Annotated in this window: 22 protein-coding genes; 9 read left to right on the top strand and 13 right to left on the bottom strand. The window is 30.7% G+C overall.

Features of this window, described 5'->3' with window-relative positions; genetic code table 11:
* The first annotated feature begins 46 nt into the window (after positions 1 to 46).
* The 7 genes from ACNI3C_RS12435 (at position 47) to ACNI3C_RS12405 (ending at position 5608) form a co-directional block, all read left to right on the top strand.
* Positions 47 to 613: a hypothetical protein gene (locus ACNI3C_RS12435; protein ID WP_419770127.1), complete on the top strand. Its 567-nt coding sequence runs from the start codon at positions 47 to 49 to the stop codon at positions 611 to 613.
* A gap of 38 nt (positions 614 to 651) precedes the next feature.
* Positions 652 to 1089, top strand: a complete 438-nt coding sequence (locus ACNI3C_RS12430; protein ID WP_419770126.1) for a hypothetical protein — start codon at positions 652 to 654, stop codon at positions 1087 to 1089.
* Positions 1090 to 1370: 281 nt separating this feature from the next.
* Positions 1371 to 2006, top strand: a complete 636-nt coding sequence (locus ACNI3C_RS12425; RefSeq protein ID WP_419770125.1) for a hypothetical protein — start codon at positions 1371 to 1373, stop codon at positions 2004 to 2006.
* Positions 2007 to 2008: 2 nt separating this feature from the next.
* Positions 2009 to 2539 (top strand): DedA family protein, encoded by a 531-nt coding sequence (locus ACNI3C_RS12420; RefSeq protein WP_419770124.1) that lies wholly within the window; start codon positions 2009 to 2011, stop codon positions 2537 to 2539.
* Between the two features lie 47 nt (positions 2540 to 2586).
* Positions 2587 to 3990: an ATP-dependent RNA helicase DbpA gene (dbpA, locus tag ACNI3C_RS12415; RefSeq protein WP_419770123.1), complete on the top strand. Its 1404-nt coding sequence runs from the start codon at positions 2587 to 2589 to the stop codon at positions 3988 to 3990.
* A 56-nt stretch (positions 3991 to 4046) separates the two neighbouring features.
* On the top strand, positions 4047 to 4325 hold the full coding sequence (locus tag ACNI3C_RS12410) for a peptidylprolyl isomerase (RefSeq protein WP_419770122.1): 279 nt from the start codon (positions 4047 to 4049) through the stop codon (positions 4323 to 4325).
* Between the two features lie 158 nt (positions 4326 to 4483).
* The gene (locus tag ACNI3C_RS12405) at positions 4484 to 5608 is read left to right on the top strand and encodes a PAS domain-containing sensor histidine kinase (protein WP_419770121.1); all 1125 of its coding nucleotides are present in this window, start codon (positions 4484 to 4486) and stop codon (positions 5606 to 5608) included.
* Here ACNI3C_RS12405 and ACNI3C_RS12400 read toward each other — a convergent pair whose 3' ends face one another.
* From ACNI3C_RS12400 to ACNI3C_RS12360, 9 genes are all read right to left on the bottom strand, one after another.
* Positions 5609 to 7168 carry an HD domain-containing protein gene (locus ACNI3C_RS12400; RefSeq protein ID WP_419770120.1) on the bottom strand — a complete coding sequence of 520 codons (1560 nt, stop codon included), beginning with the start codon at positions 7166 to 7168 and terminating at the stop codon, positions 5609 to 5611.
* Positions 7169 to 7288: 120 nt separating this feature from the next.
* Positions 7289 to 8662 carry a PhoH family protein gene (locus tag ACNI3C_RS12395; protein WP_419770119.1) on the bottom strand — a complete coding sequence of 458 codons (1374 nt, stop codon included), beginning with the start codon at positions 8660 to 8662 and terminating at the stop codon, positions 7289 to 7291.
* A 67-nt stretch (positions 8663 to 8729) separates the two neighbouring features.
* Positions 8730 to 9926: an EAL domain-containing protein gene (locus tag ACNI3C_RS12390; RefSeq protein WP_419770118.1), complete on the bottom strand. Its 1197-nt coding sequence runs from the start codon at positions 9924 to 9926 to the stop codon at positions 8730 to 8732.
* Between the two features lie 279 nt (positions 9927 to 10205).
* A complete protein-coding gene (locus ACNI3C_RS12385) occupies positions 10206 to 10502 on the bottom strand; it encodes a DUF3817 domain-containing protein (RefSeq protein WP_419770117.1) in 297 nt (98 codons plus the stop codon).
* A gap of 73 nt (positions 10503 to 10575) precedes the next feature.
* Entirely contained in the window at positions 10576 to 11907 is a 1332-nt protein-coding gene (locus ACNI3C_RS12380; protein WP_419770116.1) for a GP88 family protein, read from the bottom strand.
* Positions 11904 to 12977 (bottom strand): ABC transporter permease, encoded by a 1074-nt coding sequence (locus ACNI3C_RS12375; RefSeq protein ID WP_419770115.1) that lies wholly within the window; start codon positions 12975 to 12977, stop codon positions 11904 to 11906. Before ACNI3C_RS12375 ends, ACNI3C_RS12380 begins: the two co-directional genes overlap by 4 nt.
* Positions 12978 to 13200: 223 nt before the next feature.
* Complete coding sequence (locus ACNI3C_RS12370; protein WP_419770114.1) at positions 13201 to 14715, bottom strand: FecR domain-containing protein; 1515 nt, start codon at positions 14713 to 14715, stop codon at positions 13201 to 13203.
* Positions 14716 to 14846: 131 nt separating this feature from the next.
* Positions 14847 to 16433 (bottom strand): FecR family protein, encoded by a 1587-nt coding sequence (locus ACNI3C_RS12365; RefSeq protein ID WP_419770113.1) that lies wholly within the window; start codon positions 16431 to 16433, stop codon positions 14847 to 14849.
* Positions 16434 to 16442: 9 nt separating this feature from the next.
* Positions 16443 to 17759 carry a tetratricopeptide repeat protein gene (locus tag ACNI3C_RS12360; protein WP_419770112.1) on the bottom strand — a complete coding sequence of 439 codons (1317 nt, stop codon included), beginning with the start codon at positions 17757 to 17759 and terminating at the stop codon, positions 16443 to 16445.
* 130 nt (positions 17760 to 17889) lie between these two features.
* On the opposite strand from ACNI3C_RS12360, the gene ACNI3C_RS12355 reads away from it, so the two are divergent.
* Positions 17890 to 18564, top strand: a complete 675-nt coding sequence (locus tag ACNI3C_RS12355; protein ID WP_419770111.1) for a response regulator transcription factor — start codon at positions 17890 to 17892, stop codon at positions 18562 to 18564.
* Position 18565: 1 nt separating this feature from the next.
* Positions 18566 to 20395 carry a sensor histidine kinase gene (locus ACNI3C_RS12350; protein ID WP_419770110.1) on the top strand — a complete coding sequence of 610 codons (1830 nt, stop codon included), beginning with the start codon at positions 18566 to 18568 and terminating at the stop codon, positions 20393 to 20395.
* Positions 20396 to 20543: 148 nt separating this feature from the next.
* Here ACNI3C_RS12350 and ACNI3C_RS12345 read toward each other — a convergent pair whose 3' ends face one another.
* The 4 genes from ACNI3C_RS12345 to ACNI3C_RS12330 all read right to left on the bottom strand — a co-directional run bounded on the left by ACNI3C_RS12345 (position 20544) and on the right by ACNI3C_RS12330 (position 25841).
* Positions 20544 to 22331 carry an HD domain-containing phosphohydrolase gene (locus tag ACNI3C_RS12345; protein WP_419770109.1) on the bottom strand — a complete coding sequence of 596 codons (1788 nt, stop codon included), beginning with the start codon at positions 22329 to 22331 and terminating at the stop codon, positions 20544 to 20546.
* Between the two features lie 121 nt (positions 22332 to 22452).
* Entirely contained in the window at positions 22453 to 23115 is a 663-nt protein-coding gene (locus ACNI3C_RS12340) for a response regulator (RefSeq protein WP_419770108.1), read from the bottom strand.
* Positions 23105 to 24706, bottom strand: coding sequence for a sensor histidine kinase (locus ACNI3C_RS12335; RefSeq protein WP_419770107.1), 1602 nt, complete (start codon positions 24704 to 24706; stop codon positions 23105 to 23107). Before ACNI3C_RS12335 ends, ACNI3C_RS12340 begins: the two co-directional genes overlap by 11 nt.
* Positions 24696 to 25841, bottom strand: a complete 1146-nt coding sequence (locus ACNI3C_RS12330; RefSeq protein ID WP_419770106.1) for an ABC transporter substrate-binding protein — start codon at positions 25839 to 25841, stop codon at positions 24696 to 24698. Before ACNI3C_RS12330 ends, ACNI3C_RS12335 begins: the two co-directional genes overlap by 11 nt.
* Between the last annotated feature and the right edge of the window lie 56 nt (positions 25842 to 25897).

Here is a 25897-nt window from a genome sequence, read left to right as displayed (position 1 = left end):
GGCTTTATGTTAAAGTTGCTCAATAATTACATAACAAAGACAACTGATGAATATATTCAAAAAAATATTAAAAAAACTTGCAAAAGCCTCTTTACCTATTTTTAGTTTTGACAACAATGAACTGAATTTTCAAATCGATTCAAACGATATGCTCAGCTACAAGATTGAAAACTTTGACTTTAAAACCCGACATGACCCTTATGTGTTAGATGGCTACACGATTAAAACTCGTGATATTTTTGTCGAACACATTAAGTTAGAGAGCGATTCTTCTTGGAATGGTGAGGCTTACGGTATTTTCAAAAGTTTTATTAAAGATAAGTTGAATTTGAAAAACATGCAACTTTTAAAAGAGATGCAGTTTGAAAATTACACCTTTACAATCTATAACATCAATGATGAATATATTTTGTATTTTATTCATATTTTTGAGATGAATAAAAATACCTTTCTCATTGATACCAAAGGGGATTTGTTTAATACCATTATCTCTGCTTTAGATGAAACGTATGTTGATGTCTATAAAAATGAGAATAAAACAGAGGTGAACTTTGATGTAAGTTTAATCAAAGCCAATGGTATTTTCTCCTATTTTGGGCACATGCACGGTTAAAACACTGCAAAATTTTACGTTACAAAAAAGGATAATCGTTGGGTCAAACAATCGAAGAAATTTCAGATTTTTTACTTGGATTTAAAAACAGAGATGTTTTAGAAAATGAAATCATAGAATACAAAGATCAAATCAAAGCTTATGCACACGCCTTACAAGCCAATGAAGCATTTGAACAGTACAAAGATAAGTATTTGGCGTTAAGAGGGTATGCGTACCGATTAGACAACGCAAAACTGCGACTCTATTACAGTTTTAAAGAATCAGTTGAATCTTTTAATTTAGCCAAGCTGGCGCACAACCAAGAGGAGTCTTTGGCGGTTATTTATAGCACATTGCCTTTGTTGGATATTTGTATTGATGAAATGTTGGGATTGGATGTAAATGAAGAGGAGAAAGAGTTGTGTAAAGATATTTATGCCAATCAGATGAAAGAGCTGAGTACTCAAAGTAAAAAATACCATATGTACCAATAAAAAAAGCAACACATCAGGAGAAGAAGAGGGGGAGTTTGATGTGTTGCTCTTTTAAAAACGTATAAATAATTCAAATAAAAATTTGAAATTATAAACAGTATTTCTGTTTAAATTCAATGTAGTAATTTCTTACTTATTGAAATTCTAACAAAACAGGATAAAAACTGTCCTATATAAAAAGAGTTAATAGGATATTTTTAGTCCTATTTAAGTTTTAATACAAATACAGATTTAAAAATATTTACGATAGAATCCTATAACGACAATAAATCAGGAACATTATGAGAGAAATCAATATAAAAGATTTGAATGTAAAAATAGAAATTTCTTCATTATTAAATTTTATAAATTCAAAAAAAGAGTTTGAAATTGACTCAAACGGTCACGTTTATCTTGCTCATGAAGCACCCAAAACGTTGCCACTTATTTTTAGAGGGCAAGCAAAAGATGCAAAAAGTTTAGAGATACAAACCATTATTGCCAATGTTTTTACAAAAGAGTATAAACCTGAAGTCAGTGCAACGGTTTGTACACTCACTCCACTTGGCGCATGGCAAAATATTATTGCTCTTAATCAAGACAGAATGACCTATTTCGATCACCAAACCGATGGCGTGGAACTTTTTGAAAATAAAGAGTTAGAAAACATAGGGTGGAATGCGATTCCTTTAGATATTAACTATCGAGAAATCAGTGAATTCATAGAAAACAATTGTGAAGGTAATTTTATGTTTTATGACAATGGCATGCATTTTAATGGTTTTGTCATCGTTTCAGATATTGAAAAAACAAAAAGAAAAGTCAAAGAGTATATTGTGGGTCAAATCAAAGAGAAAATAGAAAACAACGAATTATCACTGAATGAAATTGATGAAGAGATTGCAGAGTCGTTAGAATTTTTTGGGTTTAAAGGTTAAGTGTGGAAGATTTAATAAAAGAGTGGGGATACATAATTCTCTTTTTATACTCATTTGGAGGAGGCTTTTTAGCCCTTGCTGCTGCAGGTGTTCTTTCATATACCGGTGATTTGAATATTGTGCTTTCTATTTTGGTTGCAGGAAGTGCAAATTTTATTGGGGATCAATTTCTCTTTTATTTGGCACGAAAAAATAAACTGTATGCCAAAGAGATGATGCAAAAATATGGGCGAAAAGTGGCATTGGCACATTTGATGATGAGGCGATACGGCTCATATGTTATTGTTGTACAAAAATACATTTATGGCATTAAAACGTTAATCCCTCTTGCCATGGGATTAACCAAATATGATGCCAAAAAATTTATGCTTTTTAATATTTTAGCGACTGTTCTTTGGGGTGTGGTTGTAGGTTATGCCAGTTATTTTATGGGTGAAGTGATTTTAACACATGCCCAAGAGTATAAATATTATGGTGTAGGGATTATTCTTGTAATTGTTTTTGGTGTATCTGTGTATCTTAAACGCATTTGATAACGCTATATTTGGTTTCTTTTTTTTGGTTGTGTATGGCTTAATAATTGGTTATAATACGACAAAAAAGAAAAGGGAATATTATCTCAACATTTAATCAACTCAATCTGCCCGCACAATTTTTAGAGAATCTGCAATCGTTAGAGTTTCTAAAAATGACAAAAATTCAAGCGCTTGCACTGCCAACACTTCTGCAAAACAGAGATGTCATTGCGCAAGCCAAAACAGGCTCAGGGAAAACCGTGGCGTTTTCGATTCCTGTTGTGCATAAACTTGATGTTAAAAAGTTCAAAATACAATCACTGATTTTAGCACCCACACGAGAGTTAGCCAATCAAATTGCCGTGGAAATACGAAAACTTTCGCGACACATTCATAATGTTAAAGTTTTAACACTATGTGGTGGTATGCCTTTTAAACCGCAAGCAGCTTCACTTTTTCATGGAGCCCACATTGTAGTTGGAACACCTGGGCGTATTTTAAAACACATTGAAGAGAAGAACATAAACCTTGAAGATGTCAATACTTTGGTTTTAGATGAAGCAGACAAAATGTTGGACATGGGTTTTTATGAAGATATCATGAAAGTCATTGAGCCTCTACCAAAGCAGCGGCAATCTCTGCTTTTTTCTGCTACATATGAAGAGGGCATTCAAAAACTTTCAAGCTCAATTTTACGCGATGCTGTGATGATAAAAGATGAAGAAGAACAAGAAGCAAAAATTGAACAACGTTTTTATGAAACCAAAGAAGAGGTTAAAACTACACTTATTCCTGCATTAATTTCATCAAATAAAGCACAATCGGTCTTGATATTTTGTAACACAAAAATCAAGTGTGATGAACTCGCCGATGAACTGTTTGATTTGGGACTTGATGTTCAAACACTGCATGCAGATATGGAACAAAAACAACGCGATGAAACCATGATTATTTTTTCAAATAAATCGTACCCCATTTTAATTGCTACGGATGTGGCTTCAAGAGGTTTGCATATTGATGACATTGATTTGGTCATCAATTATGATTTAGCCAGAGATGATAAAGTACATACACACAGAATTGGAAGAACGGCTCGAGCGGGTAAGGGTGGTTTAGCAGTAACTTTTTATGAAAATTATGAGAAAGAAAAAGTTGAAGATTTACAAGAAATTTTTCCTGATATTGTTTTTGACAAAACTGAAAATATTATCGACGATGAGAATTTTAAAATTGACAGTGAATACCGAACCATATTTATCAATGGTGGGAAAAAACAGAAACTTCGAGCAGGGGATATTTTAGGGGCATTAACCGCTGGAATTGGCTTAGAAAAAAGTGATATAGGTAAAATCAATTCGTTGGAATTTTGCTCGTATGTTGCCGTTAAAAAAGAGGTATTATCTAAAGCACTTCAGGGCTTGGAAAAGGGGCGAATAAAAGGGAAATATTTCAGAGTGTTTGAAAAATAAATTTAATTTAATTTTTATTCGCTAAAATATTGTCACAAATTACAAAAAGGGTTATTATGGCAAGAGCGAGTGCAAGACATCTGCTTGTTGACAGTTTAGAACTGTGCAACGATTTAAAACAACGAATTGAAAATGGAGAAGACTTTGCTGCTATTGCACAAGAGTATTCTTTATGTCCTTCAGGGCAAGACGGTGGAAATTTAGGTGAGTTTTCTCAAGGACAAATGGTGCCAGAGTTTGATAAAGTCGTTTTTAATGAAGCGATTAATGTGGTTCATGGACCTGTTCAAACTCAATTTGGATACCACTTATTGGAAGTGACTTCAAGAAGCTAATTTTATAAATACAAGGTTTTGGCCTTGTATTTCCTCCTTAATATAAAATAAATAAAAAAATCTATATAAATTATTATATTTTTAATTAAAAAGTTACAGAAATAAGATATAATATTATTTCAAGCAAACCATTTACTGCTATGGGGTCAGGAGATAAAATGAATGCTAAAAATGACAATTTGGAAGATTTGAAACTTTTTTATGCATTGATTGATGATTCAAATGAGATGATATTTATCACCAATATGCAAACGTATCAAGTCACTTATGCCAATAAAATAGCTTGTAAAACACTTGGGTACAATTTAAATGACATGAGAAAATTGCTTGTGCCTCAATTTAGAAAACCTTTTAATGACGAAGAAACATATAAACAATTTCTGCAAAAACTTGAAAATAAAAAAACATTAAACGCCTACACAGTTTTAAAAACAAAAAACAATGAAGATATTCATGTTGAAACCAGTTCAAAAATGGTGATAATAGATGGTGTTAAATACAACATTGCCATTGTAAGAAATGTACAATCTTGGATTGAAAAAGAGAAAATCAAAGACTCAATTCTTGCACAACAAACTAAAATGGCATCCATGGGTGAAATGATTGAAAATATCACACATCAGTGGAAACAACCTTTATCCATTATCTCAGCCATGACAACACTTTTAATCTCTAAAATAAAAAGAAAAAAAATCGAAGAAACATATTTGTTGGACTCTTTGGACACGTTAAAAACAACCAGTGAACACATGAACAAAACGATTGATAGTTTTAAAACCTTTTTTAATCCATCCAATAAGATTGTTTCTATAAGTATCAAAGATTTACTCTCCCAAGCCATAGAGCTTACTGGGGCATCACTGCTGGCCAATAAAATTACCTTAGTATGCAAAGAACCCAACGCGTCGTGGTATATTCATGGAATTAAAAATGATTTGATTCAAGCGTTGATTAATATCATCAACAATGCAAAAGATGCGCTAAAAGAGCAAAAAAATTTAACTGAAAAACTTATTTTTATTGAGGTAGAAGCACATAAAGATGATTTTACAATTGAAATAAAAGACAATGCAGGTGGAATACAAGGGGATATGGAGAAACTTTTTGATTCTCACTATACCACCAAAGCAAACAGTGGTGGTACAGGCATTGGTTTATATATGACCAAACAGATTGTTCAAAGCCATTTCAATGGAGATATTGTGGTTAAAAATAAAGAGTATGTTTATAAAAAACACAAATGTAAAGGTGCCTCTTTTTTACTGAAAATTCCACAAAATTAACTATAAAAAAATATCAAATAAAATTGTTTTTAACTCCTCTTTCATTTGAGTGTTAATCATTCGTTTGTTGGTGTAAATATAAAATGGAACGGTGTTTAGCATTGAGTGTTTTAGCCGTTTTCTCAACGTTGAAATTTCATCAATATTGATGAGATTTTTTCCATCAAAAAGTTCAAACTCTTTTTCAATTCCTAAATTAAATGAAACCACTTGATAGGTGAAAAATGTCTCTTCATTTTCCCAAAAAGCGATGAATTCATCCAATCTTTTTTGCAGCAATTTAAGTTTTGATTCGGTGATATAGCCAAAACTCTCTCTGAATTTATAGCGTTCAATGGTGCTGAAATCAAGGGTGATGTAAAATTCATTTAGGTTTTTCCAAGTGGTTTTAAAAAATCTTTTTCCAAATAAAACCTCTTCAAAACAGACCAAATATTTTTTATCTTTTCCCGTTAAGTGTCTTCTGTTTTTAATGGTAAAGTACTCTTTTTTAAACAATGAAATGAGCCAATTTTCATCGAGCATACTGATCAAATCGAGTTTTTTAACTTTGTTTGTTTCTTGCATAAATCGCCACAACATTGAAATTGAATCGGTGATATCAGCACTACTCTCTTCTTCTTTATCTTCAAAATATTTTTTCGATAAAAACAGCACCACATTCTCTAAGAGGGCATCGGTTTTAGCAATTCCATAATTGAAAATCACTTTTTTATAAAGATTAAATCGCATCTCTAACATGTGTTCAATGTCGATTAATCCCATGTCTAAAAAACTTAAACGATAATTGCCATCTCGTTTGACCAAAATGGTTTGTTTGGTAATACGTATGTGGTCATTGGGCCCACCAATATAGCCAGAAGCGAGCATGTCACGGTTGATGTAATCAAGTCTGTCTGCATCGACGGTACTGCTGATAATTTTGTGTAATACAGTAAAGTCAAAGCCATTGTAGAGGGTCTCTTCTAAGATAAAAATAGAGAGTTTATGAATGAGTTTGAGATAATCTTTTTGTTTGGGTTTAATGATTTCGGGCAATTCCACTTCAAAAAGAGTATCAATAAGCTCTTTCCCATTGGCTTCATGAAGCACCAAAGTGCTGTTTTGTGTAATGGTTGCATAAATATTTTTAAAGTTTTGCTCTTTTTCATTGAGTGTTGAGCTCTCTTTTCTTTCAAGGGAGTTGTAGACTTTTTTTAATGCATACTCCACTTGATGTGAAAAGGGAAGATGCCCAACATCGTGCAGAAGTGCTGAAAGACGAAGTGCTTGAAGCGTAATATTATACACTTCTCTTTGTGCGCGTGTTTTGGTGGGAATGGTGAATTGATACAACTCTTTATTGTCAAAATATGAGACGCCACCATCTAAGGGAATATCGAGATTTTCATTTTCAATGATGGACTCAATGACTCTCTTTAAATCTTTTAAAAAAGCGTTTTTGGTCTCATTGCTTGTATTTAAAAGAGCATTTTCAAGCATGTATGAACTCAAATGCATGGTTCCCAATGAGTGAATAAAACGTTTGGTCGTAATGGAGGGATAAGAGAAATAGGCCAATGCATTTTGTGTAATGAATTGAAGCCTATTTAAAATTTTAGTTTGAAGAATTTTATCTTCCAGTTTGGTGTATTCAATATGATTATAAATCGTATCATTAATTAATCTGTTTTGTATGGCTTATTTCCTTTTTTCAAAAATTCTTTCGGTAAACTCTGCAAATTTTCCTCGCACAGCTTTCTCTAACTCAATGGCAAACATATTGAGTTCGGGGTGTTTATTGTTGGTCTGTTTTAACAAAGAGGTTAACCCATTGTTGTATTTATTTAAATACATATTATCAATTTGTCGATTGGATCCAATGACAATTGCCATGCAAGTTTCATCGAGTCTTGAGAGTATGAGTTGGGTGGTTTTTTCACTTGAATTTTGCCATTCATCCATAATAACAATAGCTGAGCTGAGGGTTCTTCCTCTTGCTTCTCCTGGCCAAAGTGTTTCTATACAGTATCGGTCAGTCAGTTCAGAGATTTTAGACTCTATGGACTCTTTGTTCTCTCTGTTTTCACTCTTTTTAAGATTTTTTTTCGCAATAAACTCTAAGGTATCTTGCAGTGCCATGTTATAGATTCTAAACTTTTCATCATTTCCCGATAAAAATCCCACTTCAGCACCTTGATCAAGTGATTCAATGGAATTTCTTACATAAACAATTTTATCATAACACCCTTTGTCTATAAGTCGCATGGCTGATACCGTTGAAAGCAGAGTTTTTCCTGAACCCGCTTTTGCATCAATGACCAACAATTCGTAGGCGTTGGATAAGATGGCCTTCATAAAAAGTTTTTGTTTTAAATTGACAGGTTTGACGTGTAAGGCTTTAAAGTCATCCTCTTTCAAAACTTGCAATCGTTCATTTACAACAATGGCGTATTCACTGTTGCCATCACTGCTTTCAAATGAGTAGGAAAAGTTTTCATACTCATATTTTTCATCAACGAGTTTGACCTCTTTGCCATCCAGTGCATTAAATTCACTGGAGTCCAAAAGCACATTTTTTAAGAATAGAAACTTTGGCACTGTGGATTTATCATCGTGTAAAGTCTCTGCTTTTATCCCTTTAAATTGCGCAAAAGTTCGAGCATAAATATCAATAGATAAAAAGATGGTTTGCGCACCCTTATAATACTCTTGTGCCACAGCTGCAACTTCAATGATGCGTTTGTCATTGCTTTCGCTGATATGTACTTGTTCAAATTGAGATTCGTATTTATCTTTAGAGATAATATGAAGGGTCAATTCATCGTTATAAAGTTTAACGACTTTAAACGCCTCTTTGTGATCAACTTCTTTTATTTTCATCTTTGCTAAAAGTCTAGCAAACTCTCTTGAGTGATATCCTATTTCATTTGTCAGTTTCTTTTTGTCCTCTAATTCAATTAAAACTGTTTCAGGAATTACAATTGTGTTTGACCGGTTGTCAGATACTCGATAGAGATTTTGTAGGTTTTGCAAAATGATATTGGTATCAATAACATATATTTTTTCTTTCATGAGAAAAGTATAGCATGTATTAATTACATTTACATTACGCGAAAGAGGTTTTTTTAAGAAATTTTCACTAAATCATAATGTCCAAACATAAAATGTATTCGGTCGCATTGTGATTGAATTTTTTGGCAAACGTACGACACATATTTCCTGTGGCGTGCGAAATGTATTTTTGACTTAAAAAAGTGTGTTTTTTTGAATTTTTTGTCATGTAGTAATACTCTTTTAAGTAGTGACTGTCTCCATGTTTTGCGGGAGAGAAAAACTTTCTTGTTTCACCAGAGATAATGGTTTCTCCCACTTGCATGGCAGTGTCAAAATCAATCAAATAGATGGCTTCGAGTTTGAGTTCATTGTTTAAAAACTCTTTGAGTGTTTTATTTGAAAAATTGTCGGGATTGAGTTTGATCAATTCATCAATGACATATTGAGAATAGATGTGCGTATTATCAAAGAGTTTCTCTTTTTTCTCTTTGTGCTCTTTTAACATCTTTTCATTGGCAATTGAGATATCTGCAATTTTCTTATTGATGTTCTCATCTTGAGTTTCTATAAACTCATCGGGACGCGCAAAAAAGAAACCTTGGTAGATGGAAATATCCGATTTTAAACACTTTAAAATTTCGCAATCTTGTTCAACTCCTTCTGCTAAAACAATTGCCCCAATTTTTGAACACATTTTATTGATGGCCTTAATGATTTCAGAGTTGATGAAATTTTTATTAATATCATAAATTAAAGATCGATCGATTTTAACAATGTCGGGTTTAACTAAAGAGAGTCGATCAAAGGTGGAACCCGCCACACCAAAATCATCAAGAGCAATATTGAACCCTTTGGCTTTAAAATAAGCAGAAAATTTTTTTAAACTCTCTGAGTTGTTGATTTTATCCTCTTTTATTTCTAAGACAATATTTGAGGGCAATATGGCTTCTTCTTGACAAATGGTGTAAAAATCAAACTCTTCAAATTCGAACTCTCTGTCAATGAGTGAAGATTCAAAATTTAAAAAAAGTAAAAGGGCACTGTTTTGTTGGTAATAGGGAACAAATTTTTTAATTGAGAGTGCTCGTACGTATTTGTCAAAAGAGAAGGTCAAATTATGCTCTTTGGCTTCACTGAATAACTGCATAGGTGAAATTGCAGTACTCTTTGAGAATCCTCGTGTAAGTGCTTCATAACCAATGACTTTTTTACTGACGGTTGATATAATGGGTTGGAAATAAATTTTAATATCGTAGTGTTCTAAAAAGTCATTTAAGGTCATTTGGTTCTCTCCCTTGTTTGTATGTTTGTTTGTGGCTTAATGAATAATCATAAAATTATTTTTGAAAACATATCTTTATAAACTTCCTTTATTTTTGTAAAAGGAAAATTATTTTATCAAAAAAAAAGAGAAAAGGAATATTAACAGTGTATAAAAAGTATACACTTAATAACAATTTAGTGAGTTTTATGAAGAAAATAAAGAGTTTTAGAAGAAGCGATGTTAATCACCCAAGCGCTTGTTACTTAAGATAAAGTCAACAAGTGCTTTTGAAATACGTTAGGCAACGACTCTGTAGGCTTTAAGTTTTTTATCCATAAAAAAAGTACCAAAAGGCAAGAGTGAAGCGATAAATAACTTCATACTAAAAAGAGTTTTCCATTGATGTTTTTTCATCGATTGTGCAAGAAAAATGATAAAGAGTGTAAATAAGATGCCATGCCCCATACCAACAATTTTAACAGCAATTGGATCATGGGCAAAATATTTCAGTGGCATAGCAATAAAAAGAAGAGTAATATATGAAAGCCCTTCTAAAAAAGAGATTAATCGGAATTGGTTGAGGGTATTTAACATTGTAAACCTTTTAAATTATAGTGTAAAGATTTTATTTAAAGAAAATAAAAATAGACTTTATAATTTAAGTTTACTATGAAAGGTAAAGTTCCACTTCATCTTCATTTTGAATGATAAATCCACTGGAGTTGATGTCGGTTTTTTTGGCAACTTCATGGATTAAGATTAATCCTTTGTTGTTCTCTCTGTGAACCAAATCGCCTGCTCTGCAAGTGCAACAGTCAGCATCTATAAGTTTGTACCCTTCATGTGTGGCACTGTTGAGCATTTTTTCTTTCATGGCTTTACTGAAAATGACAGCAACATCAATTTGAGAATCGAGTTGTTTTTTTAAGTACTCCCAATTGTCCACTAAAACCCCTTTGTGCAGTCCCGCTCGTGAATAGGTTAAGTGATAATTTGAAGGCAGATTTTTTCTGTTTTTTGCAATATCGTATTTGGTGTAATCAAAAAATTGCACTTCCTTGAAGTACTCCATGATATTTTTGTATTTAACCTCTTTAAACGTAAAGGCCTCTTTCTCCCAAAGAATATCGGATGTTCCATTGAGTTGAACAGCCGCAATCAAGCCCTCTCTTTGCGCTTTTTTTTGAAGGGCATTGATCTCTTTGATGAGTTTTATAAAAAACTCTTCTCTTTGAAGAAGAAATTTAAAGGTTCTTTTGAGTCTGGCTTGTTTGATTTTATTTTTGTTAAAATCGCTGTTTTTTAAAATACCTTGATGGTAAACACACGATACAGAACAACCATTGGTGGCTTTTTTACATAAATTGATTTTATCGAGTTTTAAAGTGCTATCGTATGAAACGCCATAATAAGAGGCATTCATAATATTTTTTTGAGGTGCTAAATAGAGTGTCCCTATGAAGTAATCCGATGTTTTGTTAAGTGTTAATAGTGACGTGGTATTGTAATCGTAATCCAAAAAGTTTCCTGTATGTTTAAAATGGGGAGAGAATTTTACCTGAGTATGTTTTAATATCTGATAAAATAGGGACCAAGAGTGAACGATACTTAGTCTGATAATTAAGTATCCTGTCCCCGGAATTTTAAGTAAATCTAAAAGATACTCTATCTCATGATTTGAGGCAGCTTCATTTGCTAATTTTATATTTTCAAAGTTGTTTAAGTAGTTTATTAAATAGTGAAATTGAAAAATAAAACCGATATTTTTTTGTCTAAATTTATCTATATTTGTAATATCTAAGTAATTGTTATATTCAAAGTTTAACTCTCCACTTTTAGGCTTAAGAAGAGTTGATAGTATAGAAAGAAGTGTTGTCTTTCCACTTCCACTTTCTCCAATCAAAGAGATAAATTCACCTTTTTTTATTTGTAAATTAATATTCTTTAATGCAATATCTCCATTATAATCATGGTTTATATTTGAAGCTTGGATAATCATATTTTATCTCCTTGCATTAAAATGATTGGGTCGATTTTTGAAGCATTTAAGGCTGGAATGATTGAACCTAAAATTGCCATTGAAAGTGAACAGCCAAATAAATAAATAGCCAAAGTAGATGAAATCTCACCATTTACATACCCATGAAATAGTGATGAAGTTCTTATAAAATATAAGGCAATCCAAGAGATAAAAAAGGCACTTATAAAACTAAAAACTCCTAAAATAGTACTTTCACTCATGATTTGCAAGATTATTTTTTTAGTTGAAATTCCTATGGCTCTTTTGATACCAAACTCTGTTTTTCTTTGATTTATAGTTATACTCATGATACTTATGATTCCAAGTAATCCCATACAAAATGAGATAAGACCTATAAGATTTGATGAGGTTTTTATGATTTTAAATTGATTATAATTATCTACAAAGTTTTGAGTTGATTTTACTTCTATATCAGAACTTAGTGCTTGTATTTTTGAGATAAGGTCTTTGATATTTGTATCAATTTTACTATTTACCATTAGCATTGAAGCACTTTTATTAAAAATGGCACTTGCATCAGATATATTTAAAACAACTCCTCCATTTTCAAAGCCAATCTTACTTTTATAGACCCCTGATACTTGGAACTTTTTATCGGCTATTTGTACAGTTTTTTTATTTGAAAGTGAGTTATAAATAGATTTTCCCACAAGTACTTCATTTGGTTTTGGATAAGAACCTTGTGTTAATTTGTAATTATCAAATCTATTTTGAGTGACTCCATAAACAGCAACGATTGGTAACTCTTCAACTGGACTAGCTCCTACAATTATCGCTGAAGTTTTTTGTACACCTTTTAATTTTTCGATTTCTTTTATTAGTTTTATATTTACATTTGAAAAAAATGTATCAGAGATTTTTGCTTGAGTGATAATAATATCTCCATCACTTTTTAGCATATTTGAGTACATAGAGATAACTCCATTTGAAATAGAGCTAATAAGAAAAATAGATGTTATTGAAAATATTAGACTTATATATATTAAAGTTGTTTTTAGAGGATTGGCTTTTAAAGCTTTTAGCGACATACTTAACACATATTTCCTTTTTTATTTTAGGAAATAGTATAGTTTTTACATGACGCCTTTATGAATAGAATATGAAAAAAAATTCATATTGATTTTTAGATAAAACTATATTTCTATTAAAAGAGAAAATACCTGAACACAAAATCTGGTTTGCTTATATACGATGTATAGCTTCCCCAGTTTGTGATGAAGTGGCGATGGTATTTTACACCTTTAGCTACTTTTATTTAGCTATGAATACACCAGCTCCTTGTATACTTCCATCATTAAAGTTAAAGCCTCCTCCCATTGCTTCTATTCCACCTCTTCCAAAAAAAGAACCATGTAAGCTTCCATTTATATCTTTCCCTCCATGAGTTAATTCTGATAAAAAACCTGAACTATTTATTTTACCATTTTTAAACTCTATGTTATAGTTTTTTTTATGATCAATCTCACCATATTTTAAGTTCAAACTCCCTGTAAAAGAGTTTATCCCTGCACCAAAATCAAATGAAAAGTGCATAAGTGAATTACTATCAATGTCGTATGAATTATTATTATCCAATATATTTCCAGCAATATAGGCATCAGGGCCACCATCAAATGATTTGGTAGTCTTTGAAGTATTATTTATTAAACTGCTTATATAACTTGTGTCAGTTTTAACACCTGCAATCCAATACCCAGAATAAGGTACACCTTCAAATGTGCTGTCCCACGTTCCCCAACGTGCAAGCCAAATTACATAATTTCCGTCTCTTATCGGTGGGTCATAACGACCATCGTCATACCTGCCAGGTTGAGAGAATTCTTTGTTATCTATAGTTATCAGAAAGTCTTCATGACCTGCCCCCATTTCTCCAATTTGATAATATTCCCTAGATGCATATCCAAGTAGTGGAAAACCAGATAAACTAATATGCTCTGTAGGGATATCAGGTTTAACAGGATTAAGAGGAGGTGTATCTTCTAAAACTGTAGGAGGTGTAGTATCTTCTGAAGGAGTAGTAACATTTTCTTTAGGAGTAGTTACTTTATTATCATCATTACTACTAGTTGTAAGGGTTCCATCTTTATCATCCTTAGAACCTTCTTTTTCTTCTTCACTAGAAGTCGTGTTCTCTTTAGTTTCTGTTGATTCTTTAGACTCTGTAGTATTACTATCACTCGATTCAGCATTTAAACCTTTTTGAACACTATCTAAGGTCTCTTGTTTTAAAGGTTCTGGAGGAGTTGGGGCTTGACCTTGTAGAGTTCTTGTAAACTCTTGCTTATCAACATTAACAGTAAAATTGTTTGCAGTAACACTAATAGCACCATCCGTACAAATAATGATTTGTTGATTTCCAATAATTGTAGTTCCTCTAATACCAATGCTGCTGTTTTTAGTTCTAAGTTTAAATTTCTCTTTATTAATTTTACCTACTACTCCCGTAATAGACTTAAAAGAGCCTTTCATAAAGCCAAAACTGGCTTTAGACTCTTCTGGTTTATTTGCATCGTAAACATAATCAAAGATATTTAACGTAGAATTTTGCCCAATGGTAATAATAGTATTATCATTCATGGTAATTTGTGCTTTAGAACCTTTTGAAGAATTTATAACATCATTTTTTTCTAATTCTTCTCCAAGTTTAGCTAGGATAGTATTTGAATCTCTAGATATCTTAACATCACCAACTAAGGCTGTTATTTGTCCAATACTGGCAAAGGAAAAAGTAATAAGTATAAAAAGTAATAAGAGTATCTTTTTCATGTTAAATCCTTAAAATGTATAAATCAGTGAAGATTTAATAACTTGTTTTTTATAATCAAAGGGTGCTTGATTTGACATATTGTTTGTAACTTTCCCAGTTTGTGATGAAGTGGCGATGGTATTAGCTCCTTTTAGTTAGGTCCAGCTGAAAATAGCACAGCCCCTTGTATATTATTTACTTCATCATCAAAGTTAACGTTTCCTGCAATTGTGTTTGCTCCACTTCCATAAAAAGAACCATGTAAGCTTCCCTTTATAGGCTCATCATTCTTATTTAATTCTGAATGAGTTAATTCTGATGATGAAAAACCTGAACTGTTTATTTTGCCATTAGCAAACTTTATGGCATACTCCTTAGGACTATCTACATATTCTAAGTTCATACTCCCTGTAAAAGAGTTTACCCCTGCACCGAAATTAAATGAAAAGTTCATAGATGAAACACTAGCATCAATGTAGTATAAAGTATTATTATCAACTATAAGTCCAAATATTATGCAATCAGGGAAACCAAATGATTTTGTAGTTTCTGAAGTGTTATTTATTAAACTACTTATCTCACTTGTATCAGTTTTAATACTTGCAATCCAACTTGCTTCATCATAAGGATTTTGTGCTGAAGACCAAGATATAGTTGTTTCATCAAAGTTAGCATCAGTAATATTTTGGTTATTTATAATTATCAGAGAGCTATTATAGTTATTATTTATCCCCACTTCTCCAGTTTGAAGAGAATAAGAATTTCCATCAGACTTTGCTGTAATTACATACCCAAGTGATGAAAAGCCAGACAAATTAGCATGTTCTATATAGGAAGTAGGGATATCAGGATTAATAGGATCAACAGGAACAACAGGATTTGCAGGATTTGCAGGATCTTCAGGATCTTCAGGATCTTCAGGATTAATTTTAGGTTTATCCGGATTAACAGGAGGAGTATCTTTTAAAATTTTAGGAGGTGTAGTATCTGAAGGAGGTGTAACAGTTTCTTTAGGAGTAGTTACTTTATTATCATTATTAGTAGTAGGTGTAAGGGTTCCATCTTTATCATCCTTAGAACCTTCTTTTTCTTCTTCAGTAGAAGTCGTGCTCTCTTTAGTTTCTGTTGACTCTGTAGTATTACTATCACTAGATTCAGCATTTAAACCTTTTTGAACACTATCTAAGGTCTCTTGTTTTAAAGGTTCTGGAGGAGTTGGGGCTTGACCTTGTAGAGTTCTTGTAAACTCTTGCTTATCAACATTAACAGTAAAATTGTTTGCAGTAACACTAATAGCACCATCCGTACAAATAATGATTTGTTGATTTCCAATAATTGTAGTTCCTCTAATACCAATACTACTACTTTTAGTTTTAAGTTTAAATTTCTCTTTATTGATTTTACCTACTACTCCCGTAATAGACTTAAAAGAGCCTTTCATAAAGCCAAAACTGGCTTTAGACTCTTCTGGTTTATTTGCATCGTAAACATAATCAAAGATATTTAACGTAGAATTTTGTCCAATAGTAATAATAGTATTATCATTCATGGTAATTTGTGCTTTAGAACCTTTAGAAGAATTTATAACATCATTTTTTTCTAATTCTTCTCCAAGTTTAGCTAGGATAGTATTTGAATCTCTAGATATCTTAACATCACCAACTAAGGCTGTTATTTGTCCTATACTAGCAAATAAAAAGTTTGCAAGGATAAAAAGTAATAAGAGTATCTTTTTCATGTTAAATCCTTAAAATGTATAAATCAATGAAGATTTAATAACTTGTTTTTTATAATCAAAGGGTGCTTGATTTGACATATTGTTTGTAGCTGTTCCCTTTAAGGCAAAGATTAGGTTTTTTCTTAAGGGTCTACTTATTCCAATAGAGAGACTATTTATCTTATCAACTCTTCTTGATAAAAAGTTAACATCAGTATCTCTATAGATTACTTTTTTACTGTTTATATTTGTGTTCAGATTAAATTTATAGGGTAAAGCTAAACTATTTTCTAAACCTATTTCAAATGATTCTTTACTTATATCTGTTCTTTGTTCATATATTTCTATTTCTTTGCTATATGCAGTATCTAAAGTAAAAAGTCCAAAGTTTTCTGTTTTATATTTTAAATTATTTGTTAAATCAAATACATAAGCACTTTTTTGTTTATCTTCTTCTTGGTCATAGAGTTTTTTACTTAGTTTAAAAGTGATATCATTTAAAGTTGTTTGCGCAAAAATATGAGAGTTTGAAAGTATCAGATTATAGTTTTTTAAATAGTCTTTGTCATTGTATCTGACATAATCAATTCCAAGTCCAGTGCCATATTTGTTTGCTTCTTCATAAAAAGTTGGAGTAGAAGTAAATGAGATAACATCAATATTACTATCCTTTTTAGTATCATAATCTTGGGTATAAGCTACAAGGCTATTATTTAAAGAGAAGCTTTCATTATATTTATATATATGGTTTATAACAGCAATGGCATCATAATAGTAATCTGACTCTTCTTTTCCATCATTATTTAAAGTTAAATCAGTTCCCAATTGGGGTACAAAGAGTGAGTATTCACCTGCTGTTGCTGAGTTATTTACATTTGAATCATAACTTAAATCAAATACTAAAGCTCCACTTATAAAATGTTTTTGCATAGTTTGTTTTATGTAAATAAGTCTTGATGTAATACTCTTTTTTACATCTGCTGGAGTATCTGCATTAACTAAAACAGCATTAAAGTCTTTTATTGCTTGAGTATAGTTTTTTAGCATCAAGTTACTTTGGGCTATTTCTATTTGAGCTCTTAAATTATTTGGTTGAGCAAATAGTATTCTCTCATAATAACTTATTGCTCTATCATATTCACCTTGCTCATATTCACATCTTCCGAGATAGAAGTTTAGATTCTGGTTTTCCAAATCATTTTTTGATAAAGAAATAAATATTTCGTAAGCCTCTTTATAGTTTTTTTCATTAAACAGTTTTACTGCTTGGTCATATGAGGTTAAGCTTTCTTTTGAAAACAGTAGCGATGTCATAACAAGTGTTAAAAATAATATTTTTTTTGCCATTTAATAAACTTCTTTCCTATGAAATAATTTTTGTAACAGATAGAATAATAACAACTCAAAATCATTGCAAAATCATTGGAAAAGCAAAATATGTGTAAATTTTAGAATTTATAATGATATAATCTGTTCCATGAATAATTTAGATATATTAAAAGAATTAAATGTTTTACATGTAGATGATAATATTCAAGCGTGTGAAAATATCAGAAATACTTTGGAATATTATTTTAAGAATGTATTTATAGCTCATAATGGAGAAGAAGCATTAGAGATATATAATACAAAAGAGTGTCATCTTTTAATAGTAGATTATGATATGCCTATTATGAATGGCTATGAATTTTTGTCAAAAATAAGAGAAAAAGATGATGAAATATCTGCGATGATTATAAGTTCTTACGATGATAAAGTTAAACTCAAAAATGCAATTGGCTTAAATCTTTTGGAATATCTTGTCAAACCTTATGGCTTGAATGAATTAAAAGGTGTTCTAAATAAATTTGTGAAAAGTTTAGAAAAAAAAGAGTTACTGAGATACTACGTTACTGAGACTCTTTTTTACGATAGATTAAAAAAGAGTTTTAGTGATGACTCAAAAGAGTATAAATTTACCTCTTATGAAATAAAACTTATCGAGTATCTTTTTAAATATAAAAACCAAGTTATTAAATATGATGAGCTTTTATATATTTTAGACTCAACTAATCAAAAATCTTTGATAAATTTAGTTTATAATATCAATAAAAAGCTCAATATCAAACTTATAGAAAATGTAAAAGATATAGGGTATTGGTTGAAAAGATAGCATGAAGTTTTTTATTTTATTTTTTATTTTTATTACCTCAATTTTTGCCCATGATTTAGATGTTGTAGAAAAGTATTTTGTAGATACGAATCATTCTTTAAATATAGAAGAGATAATAAAGCACAAAGATAATTTTATTCCTATAAAAGAGTACAATTTAGGGATGACAAAAAGTTCTGTCTGGGTAAAAATTAATTTAAAAAATAACACAAAACAGAATTTAAGAAAAAGAATAAATAATAAAATTGCAGGGATAAATTTAATTGATGTTTTTTTGGTAAAAGATAATCAAATAACAAAAACTTACAAACTAGGAAACTTAAGAGAACATAATAACAGAGAGAATAATTTTAGGACGTCTTACTTTGATATTGAACTTCAACCTTTAGAGAAAACAGAGATATTTATAAAACAAAAAACTTATGGCACGATGGATATAAGGTGGGATATAATTAATATCAAAGATTTTGAAACGTATTATTTTTTTCAAGGATTGATATACGCATTTTTTACTGGTGTTTTACTTGTGATGATTGTTCTTGGTTTTACTCTCTATTTTATTTTTAAAAAGAAACATTTTTTAATTTACTCTTTATTTACCATATCTATTGGGATTTTTCAGCTTACCGTAGCTGGATTTTTATATCAATTGGGTCTTTCACTTGATTTAAATAAATTTTTCATCTTTTTTATTCCTGCTTTTTCAATGATTTTATTTGGTTTGTTTCCCTTATATTTTTTCAATATCCAAAAAAATGAATGTAGAATTACACAAACAATTATAAAAACATCTATTGTTTTACTTACTGTTTTTGCTTTTACACAGTTCTTTTATCGTTCTTATCCTGATGTGCTTTATTATCTTAAATTTTATGTTTATATTATCTTTATACTTATGCTTACTATTTTGATATTTTCAATTCGAATGTTTTTTTTAAAAAAAGACGGGTCTATTTTTTATTTATTGGCAAATAGTGTTTATTTCTTTTTTGCAGGCTTGTATATGCTCGTCTCTTTTGGTATTTTAAAATATGAAGGTTTTTTATATTACTTCCTTTCAGTAGGAGCCATTGGGCAAGATGTGGTTTTAGCCATTGGGTTAATTTATTCTGTATATGTAATGAGAAAAAGAAATGAGAAAAATATTGAACTTTTAGGTGAATATTCTAAACTCAGTTTTATAGGGCAAACCATGATAAATATCTCCCATCAGTGGAAAGAACCTATAAATAATATTTATAGCAGTATCACTTATATAGAGGCTGCCCGTGAATTCAAAGATAAAAATATAGATACAATTATTGATAATAACCTTAAAATTATAAAAGAGACAACTTCTTATTTAAAAGAGACAGCCCTTGGGCAGTTGCATTTTTATAAAGAAGAAAAAAATATTGAAGAAGTTGAGTTTTGTGAAGAGATAAACTATGTTATAAAGCTTATGGAAAATGAGTTCCTAAAAAAAGATATTAAGATAAGTTTTGATTGTAATGATAAGATAAAAATAAAAATAGAGAAAAACTATTTTTTAAATGTGCTGATGATTTTATTTGAGAACTCCCTAAAAGCTTTTGAACGACGAAAGATAAAAAGTCCTAAAATAAGAATTTTAGTCAAAGAAATAGAGACAAAACTTGAAATTATTTTTGAAGATAATGCAGGTGGCGTAAGTAAAGATTTTATAGAAAAGATATTTGAAAAAAATTTCTCAGAGAGCTCTTCTACGGGAATAGGTTTGTATTTGGCAAAAGAGATAGTTTCTCAAAAGTTAAAGGGACAAATAACAGCAGAAAATAGAAATGAGGGCTTATCGTTTAAAATAGTTATTTAAAAGCTCTTCGACCCAAGTATTTAGAGGGCAGATGATAACGATAACCTAATAAATATGTCATGTTATAGAAGAGAGACTATATTATGATAAAGATGACTTTGAATATACCCCAAAGGTTAAATCTTGACTTTAAATAAGTTATCTCTTTTTAGGAATTCTCTTTTGATATTTTAACCAACTCTTTAAAACATTTTTCAAAGGCTTCTACAATTTTTGGGTCAAAAAAGGTGCCTTTTCCTTCTAAAATAATCTCTTTAGATTTTGTTTCATCAAAGGCTTCTTTGTAACATCGTTTTGACATCAAGGCATCAAAAACATCTACAATAGAAACGATTCTTGCAAACAGAGGTATGGCATCGCCTTTTAAGCCTTTTGGATAACCGGTACCATCCCATTTTTCATGGTGATATAACGAGATGTCTCTTCCCATTTTCATGATTTCAGAAGTAGGGTTTTTTAATATAGCTGCACCAATTTCGGGGTGTGTTTCGATTATTTTTCTCTCTTCTTCATTCAATTTCCCAGGTTTTAAGAGTACTCTGTCTGGAATGCCCAGTTTACCAATATCATGCATGGCACTGGCATGTTTTAAAATATAAATATCATTTTTATTTAAACACAGTTTTTGGGCTATGGCTTGTGAATATAAACCTATTCTATTAATATGTTCTGCTGTGTCAGTATCTTTATACTCAGATGCCACGGCAAGTCTGAACAAAGTATCTACATAGGACTCTTTTAAATTTATTTTCATATGGTTAAAAGAGGCAATGAGTTCATTGATCTCTTTAATTGGATTTGGATTAACATCGGATTGATTTAGATTGAGTAACTCCATCTCTTTGGTCATATCTCTGAGTTTTAATATGGGGCTTGAAATATAATTGGATATTTTCAAACTGATAAACAAAGAGATAAAGCCAATGACTATAATAAATAAAATATTGAAGAAATTATTGTTTTTTAATATGCCTAAAAAATCATCTTCAAGCACATACATACCAACTGTCCACTCTAAATCTCCAATATTAAAGGGTAAAAACATCGCTTGATAATAGTTGTCATCTTTTTTAAAAGTCAGGAAAAACTTTTTTTTGATTGATTTCACATCGGTGAGTTTTTTGAGTTCATTGTAAGCCAGTTTTATCACACTGTTCTCATTGAGACTCTCCATTGTTCTGATTTCATTTTTTTCTGAAGGCAGAGATATGATTTTTAATGAGCTATTAATCAAAAATACTTTCCCATTGTCTCCGAGTTTTAAATTATTGATAAACGTAGATAATCGTTCAATTTCAATATCAATTCCAATGACACCTAATAATGCATGGTTTTTATCGTAAAGTGGCGTTGATATTGTGATGCCTGTTTTTTTTGAAGTATAAAATACATATGGCTCTGTCCAGGTTGATTTTTTATGTTCAACGGCGTTGATATACCAAGGTCTCAATCTTGCATCATAGGTATCTTTATCAAGTGTTTCTTCGTTTATAAAGTTCAAATCTTTGTCATGATGTAAAATCTTGACAACTCTTTTCCCCTTTTTATCTATTGTAATATCTTTTTTTAAATATCCTTTATCATCTTTTAAAAGCATCAAAAAATTTCCATCTTTAGAGGCATAATAGATGGCTGAAAAGTATTGATTTATGGCCATTTGTTCATAAAAATAGTTAATAAGATTTTTTTGATTATTTACATTAAGCACATTTTTGTTTTCAAGGTTTTTAGTTAAAAAAGAGGCATCTGTTGCAACATTCATGTATGTTTTAGATTTGTCAACGGCAAAGTCAGATATGTTTTGCATTATTTTAAAGGATTGCTCTGCCATATTTGCTTTGGTTGAATAATAACTCATTATTGTTATCGTACTCATAGAAATTACAATAACGAAAGAGAAAGAGATAATCAGAAGTGTTTTTAAGGAGAGTTTCATAATCATTCCTGTAATTTTATTGTAACAATGATTATAGCTTAAAAATAAAAATAAAAAAAATACTTTATCACTTCTTGGCTTTTTATAATGTGACGAAAAGAAAATAAAACGCTAATTGTGCTTAAAAACCATCCAATGCATGGGCATTAAATTTATACGTTTTATGCGCAGTTTTAACCAAAATATTTTTTTCATTTAACTCTTTAAACAGTTTAATCAGTGTGGGTTTTGAGATGGAAATGTTGTTCATAATATCACTGTATGATGCGACCAATGTATCGTTCTCGTCCAAATTGGAAATAATATATTTCACTACATCCACTTGAATAGAATCGGTCACGGCAGAAATGGTTTTAATCACATTGATGTTTTTGATAATCTCTTTTTTTTGTATGATAGGAAGTAAAATATCATGCAGCGATTCAAGTAACTCTTTAATGTTAATGGGTTTGACAATGTAGTTTTCTACTCGTAATTTTATGGCATCTAAAAAATATTGAGTATCTGTATGAGCTGTTGTAAGGATTATTGGAAGTTGAATATTGGCATCTTTTACTTCAGCTAAAAAATCTATTCCACTTTCGTTTTCCAATAAAATGTCTGAAATAATGACATCGATTTTTTCATTTTTTAGAATTTCCCAAGCCTCTTTTGAACTCTGTACGGCATGCACGTGGTGCACAAAATCTTCTAAAATATCTTTGGTGTGCGTAAGCAGGTTAATGTCATCTTCTAAGTAAAGAATATTTAAATCTTTTAGTATGTCCAAATCTCTATTTTGCATCTTTTTCCTTTGCATAAAGCGGAATGATGATTGTAAACAGCGTACAATTCTCAAACTCGTTTTTATCTATTTTATAAAATGTGTTTTTACAACTGATTGAGCCATTCATATGCTTTTCAATGATCTGTTTTGACATGTAAAGCCCAATACCTGTTCCATTGCTTTTATACTTTGTGGTGTAATATGGTTCAAAGATTTTGGGCAAAATCTCTTTTGGAATTCCGCCACCATTGTCATAAATATTTATTTTGACTTTATTATTGAGTTTTTTTACCACAATCTCAATTAATCTTTGTTTTTCATGTTTGACACTTAAGGCATCTTTTGAATTAGATATTATATTTAAAAATACATGAGAAAGTTCATTGTAGAAGCCATAAATTTGTGTATCTTCTTCTAAATTGAGAGAAAAAGTGATTTTCTCTTTTTCTAAAATATAGTGTGAAAGTTCAAAGGAGTCCTTGATACACGCTTTTAAACTGAAAAAAGTTTTGCCCTTATTGGGTTTAAAAAAGTTTTGAAAGTCATCTAAGGTATGCGACATATTATTGGCCAAAAGCATGGCATCTTCGACTTTTTTTTCTACAAATTCAGGACTGAGTTTTCCCAATTGGGTTTTGAGTTGAAAACTTTGGATAATGACCATAATAGAACCCAACGGTTGCCTCCATTGGTGTGCAATGTTGGCAATCATCTCTCCTAATGACGCCAATCGGGCTTGTTGGAACATTATTAAATCTTTTTTTCGGTTATTGGCTACTTCAAATTTGATTTTTTTCTCAAGGTTTTTATTGAGTTGTTGTAACTCTTTTGTTTTTTCATCGACGGTATCTTCTAATACAATGTGAAGTTTTTTAACGTTATTGATTAAAAAGACCGATAAAATAATTGAAGAGAGAAAAACAAAAATAATTGAGAAATTTAAAATCATGGTTAAGACATTAAAGACTTTTTCGGTGTCTCTTTTTTCATCAATGGCTACGTTTAAATCGTAGTTGATTAAATTGGTAATGTAGATATTAATTGAATTGATTTCTGAATAAACATGATTGAGATGTTCATTTTTAGTACTTAAATTATTCATTTTTAAATATGTTTCAATGGCATGAATATGGCTATTTAAGTGTTTAATTTTTTTGTTAATATTTTGAATGATGTTCTCTTGTAAAATCAAATTTTCATGGGCTGGATTTTTAAAAGAGAATATTTTTTTAATATATTTGGTGATAAAGGTGGGCTCAAACTCATTGCTTTGTGAGTTGTTAATATATTCATTCCAATTTTTTGTAATGAGTTGTTGTCCTAATACAATGACATCTTTGGCCTGAGAGGTATCAATATTGCCATTTTGTACCTCATACAAGGTGTCATATATATTGATTTTATAAGCATCTTTTATCACCTCAAGTTTGGTCAGAGGTTTGGTTCTTTTTTCAAAAAGAATGTCAAAATCGCTTTTAAGAGCATAAATGGATATTTGTGAAAGAATAATAATACAAATCATTCCTCCAGAAATAATAAAAATCAAAAATGAGGTCTTTAATGAAAAAGGAAGGGTATCAATATATGAAAGCAGTTGTTTAATTTTCATATTTAATCTCTTTAAACGATGAGTCGTTATACTCAAACAAATAGACTGTGTTTAACAGCTGGGAGTTTTTAAACTGAGTTTTTAAACCACTTAATTGATTTGTTGGTAACGTTTTAAGTGCATGCAGAAATTTTTTTCGTGTGATATTTCCTTGAATATTTTTTAAGGCATTGACCATGGTTTTTGCTGCAAGAAAAGCTTCAAGAGAGATAAATCCCAGAGGTTGTTCTGGATAATACTTCTTCATGAGTGTTCTGTACTCTTGAATAACGGGAATATTTTTATTGTCGTAGCTGGGAACGACTTGTGAAAAAAGCAGATGTTGCGTTTTGAAATTTAACTCTTTTATCATGGCATTGGCATCGCTAAAGGAGAGGTTGCAAAAAAGTGTATCTTTAAAATTGGGGTGGACTTTTGCTTTTTTAATAAACAAAGCATTGGCTTTATAGGCACCTACCATAATAATGGCTTCTGGTTTGGCATCTTTAATTTCATTGAAAGCGTGTCTTATAGAGAGGGTGTTTCTTTTATATGTTCCTTCCGCTACTAAAGGCAGATTTCGTTTTTTTAAAGCTTGAATGAGTGAAATATAACCCTCTTCTCCGTAATCATCGTTTTGATAAAAAACTGCAATTTTATCCAAGTGTTTAACGGTATAGAGATAATCAACCAATTTCTCGATCTCTTCTTTGTAAGAGCTTCTAAAGTTTACAAAATTTTCATTGAAGCTGTTTCTTAAAAATTCACCCCCAGTAAAAGGTGCAATAAAAGGAAGTTTACTCTCTTCTAAAATTGGTAATATATTTTTTACAGTTGGAGTTCCTACAAAACCAAAAAGAGCAAATATGTGGTCGTTTTTGATGAATTTATTGATGTTTTCTTGTGTTAAAGTGGGTTCATATTTATCATCATAAATTAAAAGTGATATTTTTTTATTTTTTAAAACTTGGTTTTCATTGACATATTTAATATACGCATTTGCACCACTTTCAACAGACTCTCCCCATTTGCTCATCATACCACTTTTAGGAAGTGACGAGCCCAAAACGATGGTGGCGTAATTGAAACGTTCATCTTTCAAATAGTAGTACGTCATGCTAATGAGAAAGATAAAAGAGAGGGTAAATCGAATCAAAAGAGACCTTTTTTTGATTCAAGTATAACACAAAAATGGTAAATCTTTTTTTATTC

It is taken from the genome of Marinarcus sediminis (SeqCode), assembly GCF_048571275.1.
GTDB lineage: Bacteria > Campylobacterota > Campylobacteria > Campylobacterales > Arcobacteraceae > Marinarcus > Marinarcus sediminis.
Note: the sequence above shows the minus strand (reverse complement) of the source record. Positions and strands in the feature narration are given on the sequence as shown.